The organism is Caloramator mitchellensis (assembly GCF_001440545.1).
GTDB classification, from domain to species: domain Bacteria; phylum Bacillota; class Clostridia; order Clostridiales; family Caloramatoraceae; genus Caloramator; species Caloramator mitchellensis.
Genome location: NZ_LKHP01000015.1, coordinates 24,178 through 42,903, shown reverse-complemented (window position 1 = coordinate 42,903; position 18,726 = coordinate 24,178). Strand labels below are relative to the sequence as shown.

At 36.4% G+C, this 18,726-nt stretch carries 16 protein-coding genes and 13 tRNA genes; 27 read left to right on the top strand and 2 right to left on the bottom strand.

Annotation, left to right across the window (positions count from 1 at the left end):
* Nucleotides 1–127: 127 nt before the first annotated feature.
* A complete protein-coding gene (locus tag ABG79_RS10385) occupies nucleotides 128–1,765 on the top strand; it encodes a peptide ABC transporter substrate-binding protein (RefSeq protein ID WP_057979401.1) in 1,638 nt (545 codons plus the stop codon).
* Between the two features lie 22 nt (nucleotides 1,766–1,787).
* Here ABG79_RS10385 and ABG79_RS12420 read toward each other — a convergent pair whose 3' ends face one another.
* Both ABG79_RS12420 and ABG79_RS10380 read right to left on the bottom strand, forming a co-directional pair.
* Nucleotides 1,788–1,949, bottom strand: coding sequence for a DUF1540 domain-containing protein (locus tag ABG79_RS12420; protein WP_152978240.1), 162 nt, complete (start codon nucleotides 1,947–1,949; stop codon nucleotides 1,788–1,790).
* Nucleotides 1,950–1,974: 25 nt separating this feature from the next.
* Entirely contained in the window at nucleotides 1,975–3,393 is a 1,419-nt protein-coding gene (locus tag ABG79_RS10380; protein WP_057979400.1) for a hypothetical protein, read from the bottom strand.
* A 137-nt stretch (nucleotides 3,394–3,530) separates the two neighbouring features.
* Here ABG79_RS10380 and ABG79_RS10375 point away from each other — a divergent pair, with 137 nt between their 5' ends.
* The 26 genes from ABG79_RS10375 (at nucleotide 3,531) to yihA (ending at nucleotide 18,705) form a co-directional block, all read left to right on the top strand.
* The gene (locus ABG79_RS10375; RefSeq protein ID WP_057979399.1) at nucleotides 3,531–4,511 is read left to right on the top strand and encodes an AIR synthase family protein; all 981 of its coding nucleotides are present in this window, start codon (nucleotides 3,531–3,533) and stop codon (nucleotides 4,509–4,511) included.
* A gap of 11 nt (nucleotides 4,512–4,522) precedes the next feature.
* Nucleotides 4,523–5,305, top strand: coding sequence for a ribonuclease PH (gene rph, locus ABG79_RS10370; RefSeq protein ID WP_057979398.1), 783 nt, complete (start codon nucleotides 4,523–4,525; stop codon nucleotides 5,303–5,305).
* Nucleotides 5,277–5,903, top strand: coding sequence for an XTP/dITP diphosphatase (locus tag ABG79_RS10365; protein ID WP_057979402.1), 627 nt, complete (start codon nucleotides 5,277–5,279; stop codon nucleotides 5,901–5,903). Before rph ends, ABG79_RS10365 begins: the two co-directional genes overlap by 29 nt.
* The gene (locus tag ABG79_RS10360) at nucleotides 5,884–6,363 is read left to right on the top strand and encodes a metallophosphoesterase family protein (RefSeq protein WP_057979397.1); all 480 of its coding nucleotides are present in this window, start codon (nucleotides 5,884–5,886) and stop codon (nucleotides 6,361–6,363) included. The genes ABG79_RS10365 and ABG79_RS10360 overlap by 20 nt, the downstream gene beginning before the upstream one ends.
* 92 nt (nucleotides 6,364–6,455) lie before the next feature.
* A tRNA-Pro gene (locus tag ABG79_RS10355) sits at nucleotides 6,456–6,531 on the top strand.
* Nucleotides 6,532–6,591: 60 nt separating this feature from the next.
* Nucleotides 6,592–6,665: transfer RNA gene (locus tag ABG79_RS10350), tRNA-Gly, on the top strand.
* Nucleotides 6,666–6,671: 6 nt separating this feature from the next.
* Nucleotides 6,672–6,748, top strand: a tRNA-Arg gene (locus tag ABG79_RS10345).
* Between the two features lie 4 nt (nucleotides 6,749–6,752).
* Nucleotides 6,753–6,829, top strand: a tRNA-His gene (locus tag ABG79_RS10340).
* Between the two features lie 7 nt (nucleotides 6,830–6,836).
* Nucleotides 6,837–6,912: transfer RNA gene (locus ABG79_RS10335), tRNA-Gln, on the top strand.
* A gap of 5 nt (nucleotides 6,913–6,917) precedes the next feature.
* Nucleotides 6,918–6,993: transfer RNA gene (locus ABG79_RS10330), tRNA-Lys, on the top strand.
* Between the two features lie 23 nt (nucleotides 6,994–7,016).
* Nucleotides 7,017–7,100: transfer RNA gene (locus ABG79_RS10325), tRNA-Leu, on the top strand.
* A 3-nt stretch (nucleotides 7,101–7,103) separates the two neighbouring features.
* A tRNA-Gly gene (locus ABG79_RS10320) sits at nucleotides 7,104–7,179 on the top strand.
* Between the two features lie 7 nt (nucleotides 7,180–7,186).
* A tRNA-Gly gene (locus ABG79_RS10315) sits at nucleotides 7,187–7,260 on the top strand.
* 6 nt (nucleotides 7,261–7,266) lie between these two features.
* Nucleotides 7,267–7,343: transfer RNA gene (locus ABG79_RS10310), tRNA-Arg, on the top strand.
* 12 nt (nucleotides 7,344–7,355) lie between these two features.
* Nucleotides 7,356–7,431: transfer RNA gene (locus ABG79_RS10305), tRNA-Lys, on the top strand.
* A gap of 44 nt (nucleotides 7,432–7,475) precedes the next feature.
* Nucleotides 7,476–7,552, top strand: a tRNA-Arg gene (locus ABG79_RS10300).
* A gap of 22 nt (nucleotides 7,553–7,574) precedes the next feature.
* Nucleotides 7,575–7,650: transfer RNA gene (locus ABG79_RS10295), tRNA-Lys, on the top strand.
* A gap of 110 nt (nucleotides 7,651–7,760) precedes the next feature.
* Nucleotides 7,761–8,558, top strand: coding sequence for a hypothetical protein (locus ABG79_RS10290; RefSeq protein WP_057979396.1), 798 nt, complete (start codon nucleotides 7,761–7,763; stop codon nucleotides 8,556–8,558).
* Nucleotides 8,559–8,640: 82 nt separating this feature from the next.
* Nucleotides 8,641–9,471: a hypothetical protein gene (locus tag ABG79_RS10285; RefSeq protein ID WP_057979395.1), complete on the top strand. Its 831-nt coding sequence runs from the start codon at nucleotides 8,641–8,643 to the stop codon at nucleotides 9,469–9,471.
* Nucleotides 9,472–9,626: 155 nt separating this feature from the next.
* Complete coding sequence (locus ABG79_RS10280) at nucleotides 9,627–10,475, top strand: ComEC/Rec2 family competence protein (RefSeq protein WP_057979394.1); 849 nt, start codon at nucleotides 9,627–9,629, stop codon at nucleotides 10,473–10,475.
* A gap of 145 nt (nucleotides 10,476–10,620) precedes the next feature.
* Nucleotides 10,621–11,913, top strand: coding sequence for a trigger factor (tig, locus tag ABG79_RS10275; RefSeq protein ID WP_057979393.1), 1,293 nt, complete (start codon nucleotides 10,621–10,623; stop codon nucleotides 11,911–11,913).
* Between the two features lie 56 nt (nucleotides 11,914–11,969).
* A complete protein-coding gene (gene clpP / locus ABG79_RS10270; protein ID WP_057979392.1) occupies nucleotides 11,970–12,560 on the top strand; it encodes an ATP-dependent Clp endopeptidase proteolytic subunit ClpP in 591 nt (196 codons plus the stop codon).
* Nucleotides 12,561–12,575: 15 nt separating this feature from the next.
* The gene (gene clpX / locus ABG79_RS10265) at nucleotides 12,576–13,865 is read left to right on the top strand and encodes an ATP-dependent protease ATP-binding subunit ClpX (protein WP_057979391.1); all 1,290 of its coding nucleotides are present in this window, start codon (nucleotides 12,576–12,578) and stop codon (nucleotides 13,863–13,865) included.
* Between the two features lie 81 nt (nucleotides 13,866–13,946).
* Nucleotides 13,947–15,587, top strand: coding sequence for an ATP-dependent protease LonB (gene lonB, locus ABG79_RS10260; protein ID WP_057979390.1), 1,641 nt, complete (start codon nucleotides 13,947–13,949; stop codon nucleotides 15,585–15,587).
* Nucleotides 15,588–15,808: 221 nt separating this feature from the next.
* Nucleotides 15,809–18,124: an endopeptidase La gene (lon, locus tag ABG79_RS10255; RefSeq protein WP_479722827.1), complete on the top strand. Its 2,316-nt coding sequence runs from the start codon at nucleotides 15,809–15,811 to the stop codon at nucleotides 18,122–18,124.
* Nucleotides 18,124–18,705, top strand: coding sequence for a ribosome biogenesis GTP-binding protein YihA/YsxC (yihA, locus tag ABG79_RS10250; RefSeq protein ID WP_057979388.1), 582 nt, complete (start codon nucleotides 18,124–18,126; stop codon nucleotides 18,703–18,705). The genes lon and yihA overlap by 1 nt, the downstream gene beginning before the upstream one ends.
* The last annotated feature ends 21 nt before the right edge of the window (nucleotides 18,706–18,726 follow it).

The window sequence follows — 18,726 nt, the reverse complement described above, 5'->3', positions numbered from 1 at the left end:
CTGCAGTGAACAAGAGCCTGAATTAAAGGACATCGGCGGCGGACATATGTGCGCATGTCATTTGTATTAATTTGATATTATCCGGCATAATTGCCGGATAAATATACATACTATATAAAGGGGAGGAATGAAGATGAAAAAGGCGAAATTATTAATCGTCCTTGCCGTAGTGCTTGCATTAGGTGTTTCACTATTTGCAGGCTGTGCAAAGGGTGGCGGAGCTGGCCAAACAATTAAGTATAATTTAGGTGCAGAACCAGCTACTATCGACCCACAATTAAACAGTGCTGTTGACGGTGCAACAGTAATAGTTAACACATTTGATGGTCTAACAAGACTTGATGCAAGCGACAAACCAGTTGCTGCAATGGCTGAAAAATGGGAAGTTTCAGCAGATGGATTAACTTACAAGTTCTTCTTAAGAAAAGATGCAAAATGGACAGACGGACAGCCAGTTAAGGCTCAGGATTTCGTTTACGCATGGCAAAGAGCAGTTGACCCTGCAACTGCATCAGAATATGCTTACCAAGTATGGTATGTAAAGAACGGTCAAGCAATAAGTGAAGGTAAAATGGCAGTTGACCAACTTGGAGTTAAAGCAATAGATGATACTACATTAGAAGTAACTCTTGAAGCTCCAACAGCTTACTTCTTATCATTAACAGCATTCCCAACTTACATGCCTGTAAGAAAGGATGTAGTTGAAAAGGACCCACAAGGATGGGCAACTAAGCCAGAAACTTATGTATCAAACGGACCATTCAAATTAAAGGAATGGAGACCAAAGGATGCTATAGTTCTTGAAAAGAATCCAAACTGGTATAATGCTGACAAGGTTAAGTTCTCAACAATCGAAATGAAGATGATAGAAGACCAAACAAGCTCACTTGCAGCATTTAAATCAGGTCAATTAGATTATATAGAATCACCACCATCAGCTGAAATACCTAACCTTTTAGCAAGTGGTGATGCTAAGATATTCCCATACCTTGGAACATACTTCTATATATTCAACCTTTCACCAAATGCTGCTAAGGTTGACCCAGCGGCAGCTAAGGCTATAAGCGATGTAAGAGTAAGAAAGGCATTTGCTCTTGCAATCGATAGAAAGGCAATAGTAGAAAACGTAACTAAGGGTGGACAGTTAACAGCTACATCATTCGTTCCAAATGGTATTCCAGATGCAGATGGATCAGACTTCAAGAAGAAGGACTATTATCCAGCAGAAGGAAATGTAGAAGAAGCTAAGAAACTTCTTGCTGAAGCAGGATACCCAGATGGAAAGGGATTCCCAAAGATTACATTAATGTATAACACAAGCCAAGGACATCAAGCAATAGCAATGGCTATGCAAGACATGTTAAAGAAGAACCTTGGTGTAGAAGTTGAACTTGCAAATCAAGAATGGAAGGTATTCCAGAAGACAAGAAACGATAAGAACTATATATTTGCTAGACATGGTTGGATAGCTGACTATGTTGACCCAATGACTTTCCTTGATATGTGGATAACTAATGGTGGACAAAACAACATAGGTTACAGCAACCCAGAATACGACAAGAGAATTGAAGCTGCTAAGAAGGAAGCAGACCCAGCAAAGAGAATGCAACTTCTTCATGAAGCAGAAGATATACTTATGAACGATATGCCACTTATTCCAATTTACTACTACACTAACGTAGCTTGCATAAAGCCATACGTTAAGGATGTTCATAAGTCAGCTCTTGGATTCGTATACTTCGAATACGGTTATATTGAAAAATAATAAAACATAAAAAATAAACCCGCTATTTTGCGGGTTTATTTTTGCTTGGAGGGTTTTTTCTCTGGGTAAAATATGCACACTCTGTTCCTTGATGTAATACGTTTTGAGTAATGCTTACATGGTCTAGGGTGCACTTTCCATCCTGTTCATATACACAATTTGCCGAACAATTAATGTTTGTCATTCTATCCCCTCCTGATTATATTATCTCACGCATCAGGAATTTTATCCTCCTCAGCGGTGGTAGATACAGTTAAATTTTCATTTAAATCATCATTATACGCTAATTTTTTTTCTTCTAAAAATTTATCTAATGCAGAAATTGACATAAGCATTAAATAGCTTGCATAAACAGAGTAATATAAATTAACAGAGCTTGAAACTTCATATTTGGAAAGCAAATCCCGTTTAAAGGTAAAAGAACGTAAAAACACAGGGGCAAGGTTCACATCGCTAAACAGAGATTTTGTATCGTCCTTAAATTTTTCCTCAGTAACTGACTGCACAATTCCACTATTTTCAATGGATGCTTCTACAAATTTTTTAAGCACTTCAAGAGCCATTTCATCATCAAGAACATCTCTTAAAAGCAATAATGCCTTTATTATCTCTGATATGTCCCTTATAGTGTATTTATATTCAGATTCAAATGTATTAAAAAGCATAATATCCTCATCGAATAAATCAATTAAAAAATCAGCTATTCTTTTGGCAGAATGTTTAAATTTTTCAATTCTCGTCTGCTTGTAACCCTCCAAAAGAGCACTTATTGCTCTAAAATGAGTGACTAAAGAAGAAGGAGAATAATTATTGCTGGACTTTTCAATTTCTCCATTTATTTTTATTCTGGATTCAATTTCAGCACAGCATAGGGCAATAAGCTCACTCATTGAGGTTATCATTGCATCATCCTGAGCCATGCTGCTAGCTCTGTATAGAGATGAAGCAATTAAACATACTTCTCTTGTAGTTAAATCTAAAACAAAATTGAAATTTTCAAAAATATATTTAAAGATTGAATTGGCTTCGCTATTGTAAATTTGATTATTGTTAATTTCTACGAATTTTGAGTATGATAACATCGCTTCAAGTGCAAAGAATTGATTTATAAGTCTTAAATCCTTCTGTTGCTTGATTTTCAGTTCTTCATTTAAATATCTTGTTTTATCTACAACATCAACAAACAATCCATCCTTATTCCTCATATAGGCTGTCAAAAAGTCTATAAAATTTTTAATTTGCCTGTTTGAGACATATTTAAACAACTTATTATTAAATTTGTTGTAATTTAAAAGCTGCATCATCGATAAAACAGCAAACACTTGAGTTTGAACACTGATTTCCTTATCGAAGGACTCGAAATCCCAAACATATTTTCCAGCATTTAATATTTCATGAGGTGCCTCAGAAAATACTGCTTTTGCTTTTTTGTAAAGGCATCTAATGGGCATAAGATTTTCTATAAATTCCTTATCTTCGTCGCCAAATGAGTTCAAGTAGCTTATTTCCTTTTCGCTGAAAAAGTAGGGTAAACCGCATCCAGAATAAAAGAGTGTCCAAAATAAATTATCAATCGCATAATATTCTAACCTTGTAAAGAGTTCTTTTAAGTTATCATAATTTTCCACACACACCACCAGACAAACAGATTTCTATATATATAATATGCTTTTAGGACAAGCAAAGTTACAAAATAATTTAAAAATAAATTTAGTTTAAAACTTTGCGAAATTATTTTATAATAATATAGATTGGAGGTAATATTATGGACATCGGAAAATTACCCAATGAAGTTTTGCACGAAAGCATTTTGAAAAATATTAAAAGAATTAATGAGGAAGTTTATATTTTGCCATCTATTGGAGAGGACTGCGGGGCTATTAGATTCGACGAAGATGTTTGTGTAGTGACTACAGACCCTATAACTGCGGCGACTAAAAATGTGGGGCGTCTTGGGGTTATAATAAATACAAACGACATAGCTTCATCAGGGGTAAGACCCATAGGCATAACAGTAACACTTCTAGCACCCCCCGACTCTAAAATAGAGGATATTGAGAGCATTATGACGGAGGTAATCAATACAAGCAAAGAACTTGGAGTTGATATTTTGGGTGGGCATACCGAAATTACTGATGCAGTTAATAGGATTGTTTTATCGATAACTGCTATAGGGAAAGGAAAAATAAATCAATTTGTTACCACCTCGGGCGCAAAGGTAGGAGATGACATTGTTATGACCGGCTACGCTGGACTTGAGGGGACATATATACTTGCAAATGAGTATTATTCAAAGCTAAAAGACATCGTTGGAGAAAACACTTTGGTAAAATTTTTAAATTCATCACCTGATTTGAGCGTTTTAAAAGCAGGGTTAATAGCAGGAAAATTTGGTGTTCATTCAATGCATGATGCAACCGAGGGGGGAATTTTTGGAGCTGTTTGGGAAGTGGCAAAGGCAAGCAAAATGGGAGTTAAAATTTACAAAGAACAAATTCCTATATTGGATGAAACTATAAAGATATGCAATGCTTTAAATTTAAACCCGTATAAATTAATCTCCAGCGGTTCGATGATTATTACGACTCAGGATGGAATTAAACTTTGTGATGCATTATCCAAAGAAGGAATAGAAGCAAAAATAATAGGAAAAATAACAGAGAAGGGCTGCATTGTCGTTGAAAACGGAATTGAAACGGAAATCCAGCAACCACAGTCGGATGAAATATACAAAGTTAATTTTTGAGGAGGATGACTATGAGAATTGATGGTAGGGAAAATTTAATCTTAAGACCAATTAAAATTACAAGAAACTACATAAAACACGCAGAGGGCTCAGTTTTAATAGAATTTGGTGATACAAAGGTCATTTGCACTGCATCAATCGACGATAAGGTTCCGCCGTTTTTAAAGGGAACAGGAGAAGGATGGATAACCTGCGAATATGGCATGCTGCCAAGGTCAACAAACGATAGAAAACCAAGGGAGGCAGCAAAGGGAAAAATAGACGGAAGAACAGCAGAGATTCAAAGGCTTATAGGGAGAGCTTTAAGGTCTATTGTTGACCTTACAAAACTTGGAGAAAAAACAATATGGATTGATTGCGATGTCATACAGGCAGATGGAGGGACAAGAACAGCCTCAATAACTGGCGCATTTATTGCTCTTGTGGATGCCATAAACAAGATTGATGCACAGGAAAAGTTTGCAGTTTATCCAATAAGAAGCTTTGTTGCTGCCGTTAGCGTTGGAATAGTAGATGATGAGATTTTGCTTGATTTATGCTACCAGGAGGATTCGAATGCCAAGGTAGACATGAACGTTGTTATGACAGACAAGGGAGAATTTGTTGAGATTCAGGGAACGGGTGAGGATTCACCGTTTACAAAGGAACAAATGTTTGAATTAATTGAGGCTGCTGAAAAGGGAATAAAGGAGCTTATAAACTTACAAAGGAATACACTTAAAGAAGGAGCAGCAAGAATAGGCGAGGAGGAAATAATTGATGAAAATGGACAGGTTGATTTTAGCCAGCAATAACAAACACAAGGTTGATGAAATTAAGGTAATTCTAAAGCAATTTAATATAGATGTATTGTCATTAGAAGAAGCAGGAATAGATGTTGAAGTTGAGGAGGATGGAAGGACATTCGAGGAGAATGCAATGAAAAAGGCAGTTGAAATTTGCAAAATTACGAACCTACCTGTGATCGCAGATGATTCTGGATTAGAAGTTTTTGCATTAAACGGAGAGCCTGGAGTTTATTCTGCAAGGTATAGCGGAGAGCATGGAAATTATAAAAAGAATAATGAAAAACTATTAAAAGAGCTCTCAAATATTCCTGAGGAGGAGAGAAGTGCAAGATTTGTTACTGTAATTGCGTTCGTATCACCTGAGGGCGAAAAATTTACTGCAAGGGGAGAGGTTTTAGGCAAAATAGCATTTGAAGAAAAGGGCAGCAATGGTTTTGGATATGACCCACTGTTTATATATCCAGAATTAAACAAAACATTTGCAGAGCTATCATCCGAGGAAAAAAATAAAATAAGCCATAGGAAAAGAGCACTTGATAATTTTATTAGAATATTTGAGGAAAAGGTAATCAGGGGGAAGGACATTGAGGATAGGAATTGTTAGTGATACGCATAAAAATTTGTTTATGCTGGATAAAGCAATTAAACTAATGGGCGATATTGATTTGTTAATTCACCTTGGGGACTGCAAAGAGGATTTGATAAAGATAAATACCAAATATAATTTAGATTATGAAGCGGTATTAGGGAATAACGATTTTTTAAGAGAAGGCGAAAGTGAAAAGTTAATAGTTCTAAAGGGTAAGAAAATACTATTAACCCACGGCCATAAATACAATGTCTATTTTGGGCTAGATAGGCTATATTATAGAGCTGCAGAACTTGAAGCCGATGTTGTTCTATATGGACACACTCACGTTCAACATATAGAATGGATAAACAACATATTATTCATAAACCCGGGCAGCACATCACTTCCAAGGGATAGAAATCCGGGCTGCATAAAGATGACAATTCTAGACAATGGGGAAGTAGATATAGAGCCTATTAGATTTGAATATTAAATTTACATAAAAAAATTTTGATAAAAAGTATTGACACACAACTCAATCTGTTGTATACTCTATTATGTCGTCAGGCGGACGGCATAATGAATCGGGGTGTGGCGCAGATGGGAGCGCGCGTGGTTTGGGACCATGAGGTCGCAGGTTCAATCCCTGTCACCCCGACCATTAAATAAAAACCGCTTGACAAAGTCAAAATAGCTGATATAATAGATTATGCTGTTACTTGCGGGTGTAGCTCAATGGTAGAGCCCCAGCCTTCCAAGCTGGTTACGTGGGTTCGATTCCCATCACCCGCTCCAAATTGAGCGCCCTTAGCTCAGCTGGATAGAGCAACGGCCTTCTAAGCCGTGTGCCAGGGGTTCGAATCCCTTAGGGCGCACCATATGGTGGATATAGTTCAGTTGGTTAGAGCGCCAGATTGTGGCTCTGGAGGCCGTGGGTTCGAGTCCCACTATCCACCCCATAAACGTTGGGCAGTCGCCAAGTCGGTAAGGCACGGGACTTTGACTCCCGCATGCGTAGGTTCGAGTCCTGCCTGCCCAGCCAAATTAGAGCCACTAGCTCAGTCGGCAGAGCACAAGACTTTTAATCTTGGTGTCCGGGGTTCGATTCCCCGGTGGCTCACCAAAAATAAATATAGAAGTTTACATGCGGGCATGGCGGAATTGGCAGACGCACTAGACTTAGGATCTAGCGCCTACGGCGTGGGGGTTCAAGTCCCTCTGCCCGCACCACTTGCGGGAATAGCTCAGTTGGTAGAGCGTCACCTTGCCAAGGTGAAAGTCGCGGGTTCGAGTCCCGTTTCCCGCTCCATTAATTTGCGGGTGTAGCTCAATGGTAGAGCCCCAGCCTTCCAAGCTGGTTACGTGGGTTCGATTCCCATCACCCGCTCCAAATTGAGCGCCCTTAGCTCAGCTGGATAGAGCAACGGCCTTCTAAGCCGTGTGCCAGGGGTTCGAATCCCTTAGGGCGCACCATTAATGATGCATGGGCCATTAGCTCAGTTGGTAGAGCACCTGACTCTTAATCAGGGTGTCCTGGGTTCGAGTCCCCGATGGCCCACCATTTATTTAAAATGGGCGATTTACAGATGCATAAAATTGTGATTAGCGCCCATAGCTCAGCTGGATAGAGTTACAGACTTCGAATCTGGAGGTCGTAGGTTCGAATCCTACTGGGCGCACCAGTAAATAAAAATTTATATACATGGACCATTAGCTCAGTTGGTAGAGCACCTGACTCTTAATCAGGGTGTCCTGGGTTCGAGTCCCCGATGGTCCACCAAAAAACTTAATCTTAAGTGCCTGGCACTAAAGATTAAGTTTTTTTTACTTTAATAAAAAGACTCAATAATGTATAATCTAAATGTAGACATAGTTTGGAGGTGTTAGGATTTGAAACCAAGCAGATTCAGCAGGGATTATTATAAAATAATGAGAAGAAGAAGAGTAAATTTAATGTTGTTTATTCTTTTGATTATAAGTATATTTTATTTCTTTGGAGATAGAATTTTTGCATTGATGAATATAAATATTAAAATTCCTAAAATAAGCTTTAACTTTCCTAAGATTGAAAAGAAGGCCGAAGAAAAAAAGCAGGAAAACAATTCTAACCAACCATCAAATCAAACAGTTCCTGAAGATAGGGTTGAATATAAAAAAGTTGAATATACAAAGGCGGACGGCAAGATAATCGAAATATTAATCGACGCTTCAACGAATAAAATATTTAAATTAAATGATACATCTGAAAGGACAAATTACGTAATTGACAAAAGCAAAGATTTTATTGTATTTGATGATATAAAGGCTGGACAAATACTAATGTGTGATGTTAATGGAAATATTGCTGAAATATCGCAGGATTATTACAGGTCAAAAAGTTTAAACAAAAACTTATATAGAAAGGACATATTAAAATATAAGCCGGAGTATATATGGGCTGCTAAACCGTTCATAACCAATGATAACAGAGTAATATATATTTCTCAGCTTCCATATTTTAAAAGCACTGCTGAATTTTATCTATGGTCTTATGATTTAAATAAAAAAGAAACTAAAAGAATAGGCACCCTTGGAACGGACAAACTAGAGCTTATTGAATATATGGGATACGAAGGAACAAATTTAAAGATTAAGGTGGGTAATGCAATTTATAAATTAAGCATCGGCTCGAACAAATTAAGCAAATAAATTGCACAGTTCTCCTAAAATTCCATTATCAATAAATGGTTTGTATCATATAATTATATTAAGCAATCTTTGTGGTGATTATATGCTAAGATATCACGATACGGACGATATAGAAAGGATAGCATCACCTAATATAATCGAAAATTACAAGAAAAATTTTAGAAATTTTCTATTATCATCAATCGTTGCAGGATTCCACAGGACATTTGGGATAAGACACGAAGGAATAAATATGTCGCTTGAAATAATTAGTTCAATTGAGGATGATACAGAAAACTTGTTGGAAAGAAATTTACTGATATGGAACCTTTACGTGTTGGCCCAAGAATATATTGAAGAAGGAAATTTAGACAAAGCTATGAATTTTATAGAAAGGGCAGAGAAAAACTGGTCAAGGGATGTCTTGTTGGGGGATGAACTTGGAGTATACCATGTATCATGGATTGAACAGCTATGGTATTTAAAGGCACAAATATATATGCTCCTTTATGATGAAAAAAGATTTCAGAGTATGATAGATAGAATACTATTTAATAGATATGAACTTTTTAAAAATGCTGAGATAATTACGGGAGAAAAAATATTAAATGATAGATGCACCTATAATTGTTTTGAAATCTTAGGGGTTGAACAAAAAAGAAAGGATATATATAAGGCAATAAATTTTATAAAACAAGCAATTTTGATAAAGTCAGGATTAAATATGAATGATGATATAGCTAAGCTCAAGAACAATCCATATAAGTATTTTGACAGCCTCTTAAGCTACTATTATAAAATTCAAGATTATCCATATGACAACATTAAATATCTGTATTGTGCAAGTTGTAAATACTTTGATGGGGAGCAATTATGCAATAAATTTAGTGTTACAACTGATAAATATAAGGCTTGTTCTAATTATGAAGGTTAAAAAGGCAACCCCTTAAACAAGATGAGGCGGCAGCACTGAAACAGGAAACAGGAACAAAACAGGAATGGGATTGCCTTTTATTTAATGCACCTAATGAGTATTTTATCCATCAGTTAAAAATTTATACATGAAAGGAAAAAAATTTGGAGGTAAAAATGAAAAAATTTTTAAAATTATTTTTGGTTTTATTAATTTTATTAGGAACCATATCCTGTAATCAAATCGATACAAATATAATAAAAGTTGACCTTAGAGGGAAACTTATTTTTTATACAATTGACGTTGGTCAGGGGGATGGGCTCCTTATCAGAACGCCTAATGAAAACTTTGTGCTAATAGATGCAGGTTCTGAAAAGGAAGAAGGGAAATTTATCGATTTTTTGGATAAAAATGATATTTTTAAAATAGATTATGTCATTGCTACTCATCCTCACGAGGATCATATTGGAAATATTGATTATGTAATTAATAATTATGATGTCAAAAAGGTATACATGCCAAAGGTAACTGCAAATACTAAAACTTTTGAGAAGCTTATGGAGGCGATTAAGTCTAAGAACCTAAAGATTACGACTGCTAAGGCAGGTCAGAGTTTTGAAGTTGATGGAGTAAGGTTTGATTTTTTAGCTCCAAACAAAGATAGATACGAGGATTTAAACAACTATAGTGCAGTATTGAAGGTTACCTATAACAACAATACGATGCTGCTAATGGGTGATGCAGAAAAGTTATCAGAAGGTGAAATAATAAAAAAATACGATGTAAAGGCAGACATAATAAAAATAGGTCATCATGGAAGCGTATCTTCAACAGGGAAAAGTTTTATCAAAAAGGTAAGCCCTAAGTATGCTGTGATATCATGCGGTAGGGATAACGATTATGGGCATCCTCATAAAGAAACTTTAGAAATTTTAAATTCATTAGGAATAAATATTCTAAGGACGGATGAAAGTGGAACGATAATATTTGCTATGGATGGGCAGAATATTGAATTGCTAAAATGATGTTTGAAAAAAATGCTAAAATGGATATAATTATTAATGATATCCATTGATTTATAACACTTGAATGGTTAAAATATGTATGATATGATAGTTGTGTGTTTAAAATTGTAAAAAATAATTGAATATATAGAATGGAGGATTTTTGATGAACACAAAAGTAGAAAAAATAGAAAACAATGTAGTAAAGATTGAGGTTACTGTTCCTGCTGAAACTTTTAAGGCTGCTATGAAAAAGTCATATGAAAAGAATGCTGCAAGGTTTAGCGTTCCAGGATTCAGAAAGGGTAAGGCACCAATGTCCGTAATTGAAAAATACTACGGTGAAGGCGTTTTTTATGAAGATGCTATAAATTTTGCAGTAGAAGAAACATATCCAAAAGCGATTGAAGAAAACAACATAACACCTGTAGATTATCCAGAGCTTGATGTAATCCAAATTGGAAAGGATATCGACTTAATATACAGTGCAAAGGTTACAGTTAAGCCAGAAGTTAAGCTTGGACAATACAAGGGAGTTGAAGCTTCAAAAATAAGCTACCTTGTTACTGACGAAGATGTTGAGTCTGAAATAAATATGTTGAAGGAAAAAAATGCTAGAATTATAACTAAAGAAAATGGAACAATAGAAAAAGGAGATACTGCAGTTATCGACTTTGAAGGATTTATAGATGGAACACCATTTGAAGGTGGAAAGGGAGAAAACTATGAACTTGTAATAGGTTCAGGAACATTTATTCCAGGATTTGAAGACCAGCTAGTTGGTGCAAAAACTGGTGAAACAGTTGATGTAAATGTTACTTTCCCAGAAGATTATCATGCAGAAGAATTAAAGGGAAAACCAGCATTATTTAAGGTTACTGTTCATGAAATTAAAGCAAAAGAATATCCAGTTGTAGATGACGAATTTGCAAAGGAAGTATCAGAATTTGATACACTTGATGAATTAAAGGCTGATTTAAGAAAGAAGCTTGAAGAACAAAACGGTGAAAGAGCAAAAAGAGAATTTGAAGACCAAGTTATAGCTAAGGTTGTTGAATCATCAGAGGTCGAAATTCCTGAAGCTATGGTTAATCAAGAAATAGATTACATGATTAAGGATATGGACTATAGATTAAGATATCAAGGTCTTAACATAGACCAGTATACTCAAATGATGGGAATAACGATGGACCATTTAAGAAGTGACTTAAAGGAAATGGCTACAAGCAGAGTTAAGACCGGTCTTGTATTAGAAGCAATTGCAAAGGCTGAAAACATAACTGCAACAGAGGAAGAAATAAACGAAAGAGCTGAAGAAATAGCAAAGAGATATGGAACTAAGGACGTTGAAAAGATGAAGAGTGCTATATTGGAATCACAAAGAACACTTATTGCTGAAGAAATAGTTAATAACAAGGTTATCGACCTTGTTGTAAAGAAAAGCAATATAATAGGCTAATAAATAAAGCAATTGCATTATGCAATTGCTTTAAATTAAATTCAGGAGGGGATAAAATGAGTTTGGTTCCAATTGTTGTTGAGCAAACAAGTAGAGGAGAAAGGTCCTATGATATTTATTCAAGGCTCTTAAAAGAGAGAATAATATTCTTAGGGGATGAGATAAACGACCAGACAGCAAATCTTGTGATTGCACAGCTTCTTTTTTTAGAATCAGAAGATCCAGATAAGGATATCTATTTATATATAAACAGCCCAGGTGGGGTAATCTCTTCAGGTCTTGCGATATATGATACTATGCAGTATATAAAGCCAGATGTTTCAACGATATGCGTTGGTATGGCAGCTTCAATGGCAGCAGTATTATTAGCTGCAGGAGCAAAGGGAAAAAGATTTGCACTTCCAAACAGCGAAATAATGATACACCAGCCTCTCGGAGGAGCTAAAGGTCAGGCAACGGATATTGCAATTCAGGCTGAACATATATTAAAATTAAAGAAGAGATTGAATGAAATATTGAGCGAAAAGACAGGTCAGCCAATAGAGAGAATTGAAAAGGATACAGACAGAGATAACTTCATGTCAGCAATTGAAGCTAAAGAATATGGACTAATAGACGATGTAATAACAAAGAAGATTAATAAATAGTTGCGGGGTGTTTTGATGGCAAAAATTGATGAAAAAAAGTTAAAATGTTCCTTTTGTGGTAAGGCTCAGGAACAAGTAAAGAGGCTTATCGCAGGTCCGGGAGTATATATTTGTGATGAATGTATTGAATTGTGTTCTGAGATAATAACCGAAGAACTTGAATTTGATTATGATTACGAATCAAACGACCTGCCAAAACCGCAGCAGATTAAGGAATACCTTGACCAATATGTAATAGGACAACATGAAGCCAAAAAGGCCCTTGCTGTTGCCGTGTATAATCACTACAAAAGAATAAATGCTCCAAAGGGAAGAAAAGATGATGTTGAACTTCAAAAGAGCAATATATTACTACTTGGACCTACTGGTTCAGGAAAGACTCTTCTTGCTCAAACACTTGCAAAGATGTTAAACGTTCCATTTGCTATCGCCGATGCAACTACATTAACCGAAGCAGGTTATGTCGGTGAGGACGTTGAAAACATACTTTTAAGGCTGATTCAAAATGCCGATTACGATATTGAAAAGGCTGAAAAGGGAATTATCTATATAGATGAAATAGATAAAATTGCAAGAAAATCAGAAAATCCTTCGATTACAAGGGATGTTTCCGGAGAAGGAGTTCAACAGGCGCTTTTAAAGATACTTGAAGGAACCGTTGCTAATGTTCCACCTCAGGGAGGAAGAAAGCATCCTCATCAGGAATTCCTGCAGATTGACACAACTAACATATTGTTCATCTGCGGAGGTGCATTTGAAGGAATTGACAAAATAATAGAAAAGAGAATGCATACAAATTCAATAGGATTTGGAGCTGAAATTAAGAGCAAAAAGGAAAAGCAAATAGGCGAAATACTAAAGAATATTTTGCCTGAAGACCTTTTAAAATTTGGACTTATACCAGAGCTCGTTGGTAGAATTCCAATAGTAGTAACATTAAATCAGCTTGATAGAGATACATTGATAAATATTTTAACTGAGCCTAAGAATGCACTTGTAAAGCAATATGCTAAGCTTTTTGAAATGGACGGAGTAGAGCTTGAATTTGAAAAGCAAGCTTTAGAGGCAATAGCCGATGAAGCACTTAAGAGAAAAACAGGTGCAAGAGGATTAAGGGCAATTATGGAGGAGTTAATGCTTGATGTCATGTTTGACATACCATCGAGGGATGATGTTGCAAAGTGCATCGTAACCCTTGATACGGTTGTTAATAAGCAGCCTCCTCAAATAGTGATTGGAGAATCGTTAAAGAAAAAGAAGGCAAGTTCAAAACGTTCAAAACTTAAAACGCAGATAGTTTCGTGAGGCTAAATTTAGCCTCATTTTTTTGCATAATTTTAGCAAAAAGTGTTAATAATATAGCTGTAACAAAAGGGAGGGGAGAGTATGATTGCAAGTCAACTTCTTGTCGTATTAAACCTTATTTTTACAGCTATAATCGCCATATATTTTTACAACCTTATAAAAGGGCAGCAGAGCACAAAGGTCTACATAGAAAAGGAGAGCCGAAAGGAACTTGATAAATTAAACAAGATGAGGTCTATAAGGCTTACAGAACCTTTGTCAGAAAAAACAAGGCCATCGTCCTTTGAAGAGATAATAGGCCAGGAGATGGGAATAAAAGCTCTTAAAGCTGCTCTTTGCGGACCAAATCCACAGCACGTATTGATTTACGGACCACCGGGAGTAGGCAAAACTGCTGCAGCAAGGCTTGTCCTTGAGGAGGCCAAGAAAAATCCTATTTCGCCATTTAAAGGATATGCCAAATTCATAGAAGTGGATGCAGCAACGGTTAGATTTGACGACAGGGGTATAGCAGACCCGCTAATTGGTTCTGTTCACGACCCTATTTACCAAGGTGCTGGACCATTAGGTGTAGCAGGAATACCTCAGCCAAAGCCTGGGGCTGTAACAAAGGCACACGGTGGGATACTGTTCCTTGATGAAATAGGCGAGCTTCATCCAATTCAGATGAATAAGTTATTGAAGGTTCTTGAGGATAGAAGGGTATTTTTGGACAGCGTATATTTTTCAACCGAGGACCCAAATATTCCAACCCATATTAAAGATATATTTGAAAATGGACTTCCAGCAGATTTCAGGCTTGTTGGAGCCACGACAAGAAATCCTGAAGAAATCCCTCCTGCTATACGTTCAAGATGTGTTGAAGTATTCTTTAGAGCACTTACTCAGGATGAGATAGAAGTGATTGCAAGAAACGCCGCTAAAAAGGGAGGATTTTCAATTGAAGATGAGGCTGTAAGGACGGTAGCCAAATATGCAACTAATGGACGCGAAGCAGTTAATATAGTTCAAATCGCAGGTGGTATTGCTATAAACGAAAACAGATGGAATATAAGAATGCTGGACGTGGAATATGTTATAGAAAGTGGGCACTACAGTCCAAGGCCGGATAAAAAGGTTGAAAACACACCTCAGGTTGGCTGTGTTAACGGTCTTGCAGTTGTAGGCTCAAACCTCGGCGTTTTATTAGAAGTTGAAGCAACAGCAACAGAGGTTGAAAAGGGAAGAGGAAACATAACAATCACCGGAATAATAGACGAAGAGGAAACAGGAAGCTATGGCAGAAAACTAAGAAGAAAGAGCACCTCAAAGGGTTCTGTCGAAAATGTTTTGACTGTGTTAAAAAGAAACCTGGATATTGACCCTAAAAATTATGATATTCACGTCAATTTCCCAGGAGGTATGCCAATAGACGGACCTTCTGCTGGAATTACGATAACAACTGCAATATACAGCGCTATCACTGGTATTCCAGTAAACAACGAAATAGCAATGACTGGAGAAATATCAATAAGAGGATTTGTCAAACCTGTAGGTGGGATAATTGCAAAAATAGATGCAGCTAAGAAGGCTGGAGCTAAAAAGGTATTAATACCAAAGGAGAACTATCAGGAAAACTTCGCAGAATTTGATATCGAGGTAATTCCAGTTGAAAGAATTGAAGAAGTAATATCGGAGGCACTTATCGAGAAGCGAACTATTATGAAGAAAAATACAGCGTAGTGCAAAATTCATTTAAATGTTTTAAAAAAATTAAATCCCATGATTGATTTCCTGAGATTTTTTATTGCACCTTAGGAATCAAATCATGGGATTTTCTATAAATCCTATCAATTAATATTTATTTTCTTATGGGTATTCACAAAAACTGCTAAATTAAGGTATAATATATTAGTCTAAATAGGAAATACTCATAATGAAGGGAGTTGATATAGATGGAGGAAATAAAAAATAATGAACTGCCTTTGATAGCACTTAGGGGAGTTACTATTTTTCCACACATGGTATTGCACTTTGACGTTGGAAGACAAAAGTCGATACTTGCACTTGAAGAGGCGATGGTAAACGACCAGATGATTTTTTTAGTAACCCAAAGGGATGCAAAGGTTGAAGAGCCTGATGTGGATGATGTATATAAGATAGGCACTATCTCAAAGATAAAACAGATACTAAAACTTCCTGGAGATAATATAAGAGTTTTAGTAGAGGGAATATATAGAGCTGAACTTGAGGAATTCACTCAAAGGGAGCCATACATAGCTGGAAGATTAAAGGTTTTTAAAGAAGAGCCTATTGAAATGACTGTTGATGTTGAAGCATTGATGAGACAGGTTGTCAAGACATTCGAAGATTACATAAACCAAAACAACACTATACCCGACGAAATACTTGGAACCGTTGAGGACATACAGGAACCTGGTAAACTTGCAGACGTTGTCACTTCATATCTGAATATAAAGACCGAAAAAAGACAGGAGCTTTTAGAAGCTATTGACCCAATTGCAAGACTTAGAAAGCTGCTTGAAATTTTATCAAGGGAAATAGACATATTAAAGATTGAAAAGAGAATTGGTATTAAGGTTAAGAAGAAAATTGACAAAATGCAAAAGGAGTATTACTTAAGAGAGCAGCTTAAAGTAATTCAAGAAGAACTTGGGGAAAAGGAAGGCATACAAGAGGAGATTGAGCAGTATAAGAAAAAACTTGAAAAGGCAAAGCTGCCAAAAGAAGCTAAAGATAAAGTTAATTACGAATTAAAAAGACTGGAAAGAATTGGACCGAATTCTCCAGAAAGTGGAGTTATTAGGACATACCTCGATTGGGTTCTCGACCTTCCATGGGCTAAGGAGACAAAGGATGTAGAGAGCCTTGATAAGGTTAAGGAAGTTCTTGAAAATGAACACTATGGGCTTGAGGAAGTTAAGGAAAGAATACTCGAATACATAGCAGTTAGAAAATTAAACAAAACTATGAAGGGGCCGATACTTTGCCTTGTAGGACCTCCTGGAGTTGGTAAAACTTCTATTGCAAGGTCAATAGCCAACGCACTTGGAAGGAATTTTGTAAGGATATCGCTCGGAGGAGTTAGGGACGAAGCAGAAATCAGAGGTCATAGAAGAACTTATATTGGAGCAATTCCAGGAAGAATAATATATGGTATGAAGCAGGCAGGCTCTAAAAATCCAGTTTATCTATTTGACGAGATAGATAAACTTAGCTCTGACTTTAGAGGTGACCCAGCTGATGCACTTTTAGAGGTTTTAGATGCAGAGCAAAACCACAGTTTCAGAGACCACTATATAGAGCTTCAATATGATTTATCCAAGGTTCTATTTATTACAACAGCCAATACTTTGGATACTATACCAAGGCCTCTTCTTGATAGAATGGAAGTTATTGAAATATCGGGCTATACAGATGAAGAAAAGGTTAAAATATGCAGCAGATATTTACTACCAAGGCAAATAAAAGAAAATGGACTTAAAGCAGAAAATATAACATTGTCGGAATCAGTTATTAAGGATATAGTAAACCTTTACACAAGGGAATCGGGTGTTAGAACTCTTGAAAGAAGAATAGGTTCGATTTGCAGAAAGGTTGCAATTGAAGTTGTAAACAATCTCGATAAGAATGTAAAGATTACTAATAAGAACCTTGAAAAATATCTCGGAATACCAAGGTTTAAGCCAGAGGATAGAGTAAATAAGGACCAGATTGGGGTTGCAACGGGACTTGCATGGACTCCTTTTGGAGGAGATACACTTCCAATTGAAGTGATGACGATGGCGGGAAGCGGAAAACTTGAGCTAACAGGTCAGCTTGGAGATGTTATGAAGGAATCAGCAAGGGCAGGTTATAGCTATATAAGGGGAAATGCAGAGAAGTTTGGTATTGACCCAAAATTCTACGAAAAGATTGACCTGCACATTCATGTTCCAGAGGGAGCGGTCCCAAAGGATGGACCTTCAGCAGGCATTACGATGGTTACTGCAATGGTATCGGCGCTTTCTAAAAGGCCAGTAAGAAGCGATATTGCAATGACTGGTGAGGTAACGCTGACAGGAAGGGTATTGCCGATAGGTGGAGTTAAGGAAAAGTCTCTTGCGGCATATAGGATAGGAATTAAAACGGTGATACTTCCAAAGGAAAACAAGAGGGATATTGAAAAGGTCCCAGAAAACATAAGAAAGAAGATAAAATATATATTCGTTGAGAAAGTGGAAGAAGTATTAGAAATTGCGTTAAAGGGTGAAGAATAATGAAGATAATTAAGGCTGAACTTGAGAAGGTAGCAGTGGACCAAAGACAGTATCCAGAGGACGGTCGCCCGGAAATTGCACTTGCAGGGCGCTCGAATGTTGGAAAATCATCTCTTATCAACACCCTTGTAAATAGAAAATCATTAGCAAGGATAAGTTCTACTCCAGGTAAAACAAGGACCATAAATTTTTATAATATAAACGACGCATTTTACTTTGTTGACCTTCCTGGATACGGTTATGCAAAGGTGTCTAAGGAAGAAAAGGCGAAGTGGGGGAAGATGATAGAGGATTATCTAAACAACAGGCAACAGCTAAGGTTAGTAGTATTGCTTGTTGATTCAAGGCATAATCCAACTGATGACGACAAACTGATGCTTCAGTATATCAGAAGCAGCAATAAAAAAGTAATAGTGGTGATGACAAAAACTGATAAATTGACAAGAAATGAACTTAATAAGAATATAAATATGATTAAGAAGGAATTGCAGCTAAGTTCCGAGGATACACTTTTGCAATTTTCTTCCCTCAAAAAAATAGGTAGAGAAGAGTTGCTAAACAAAATCGAGCAATATATATGATTTTGATTAATAAATTGGATA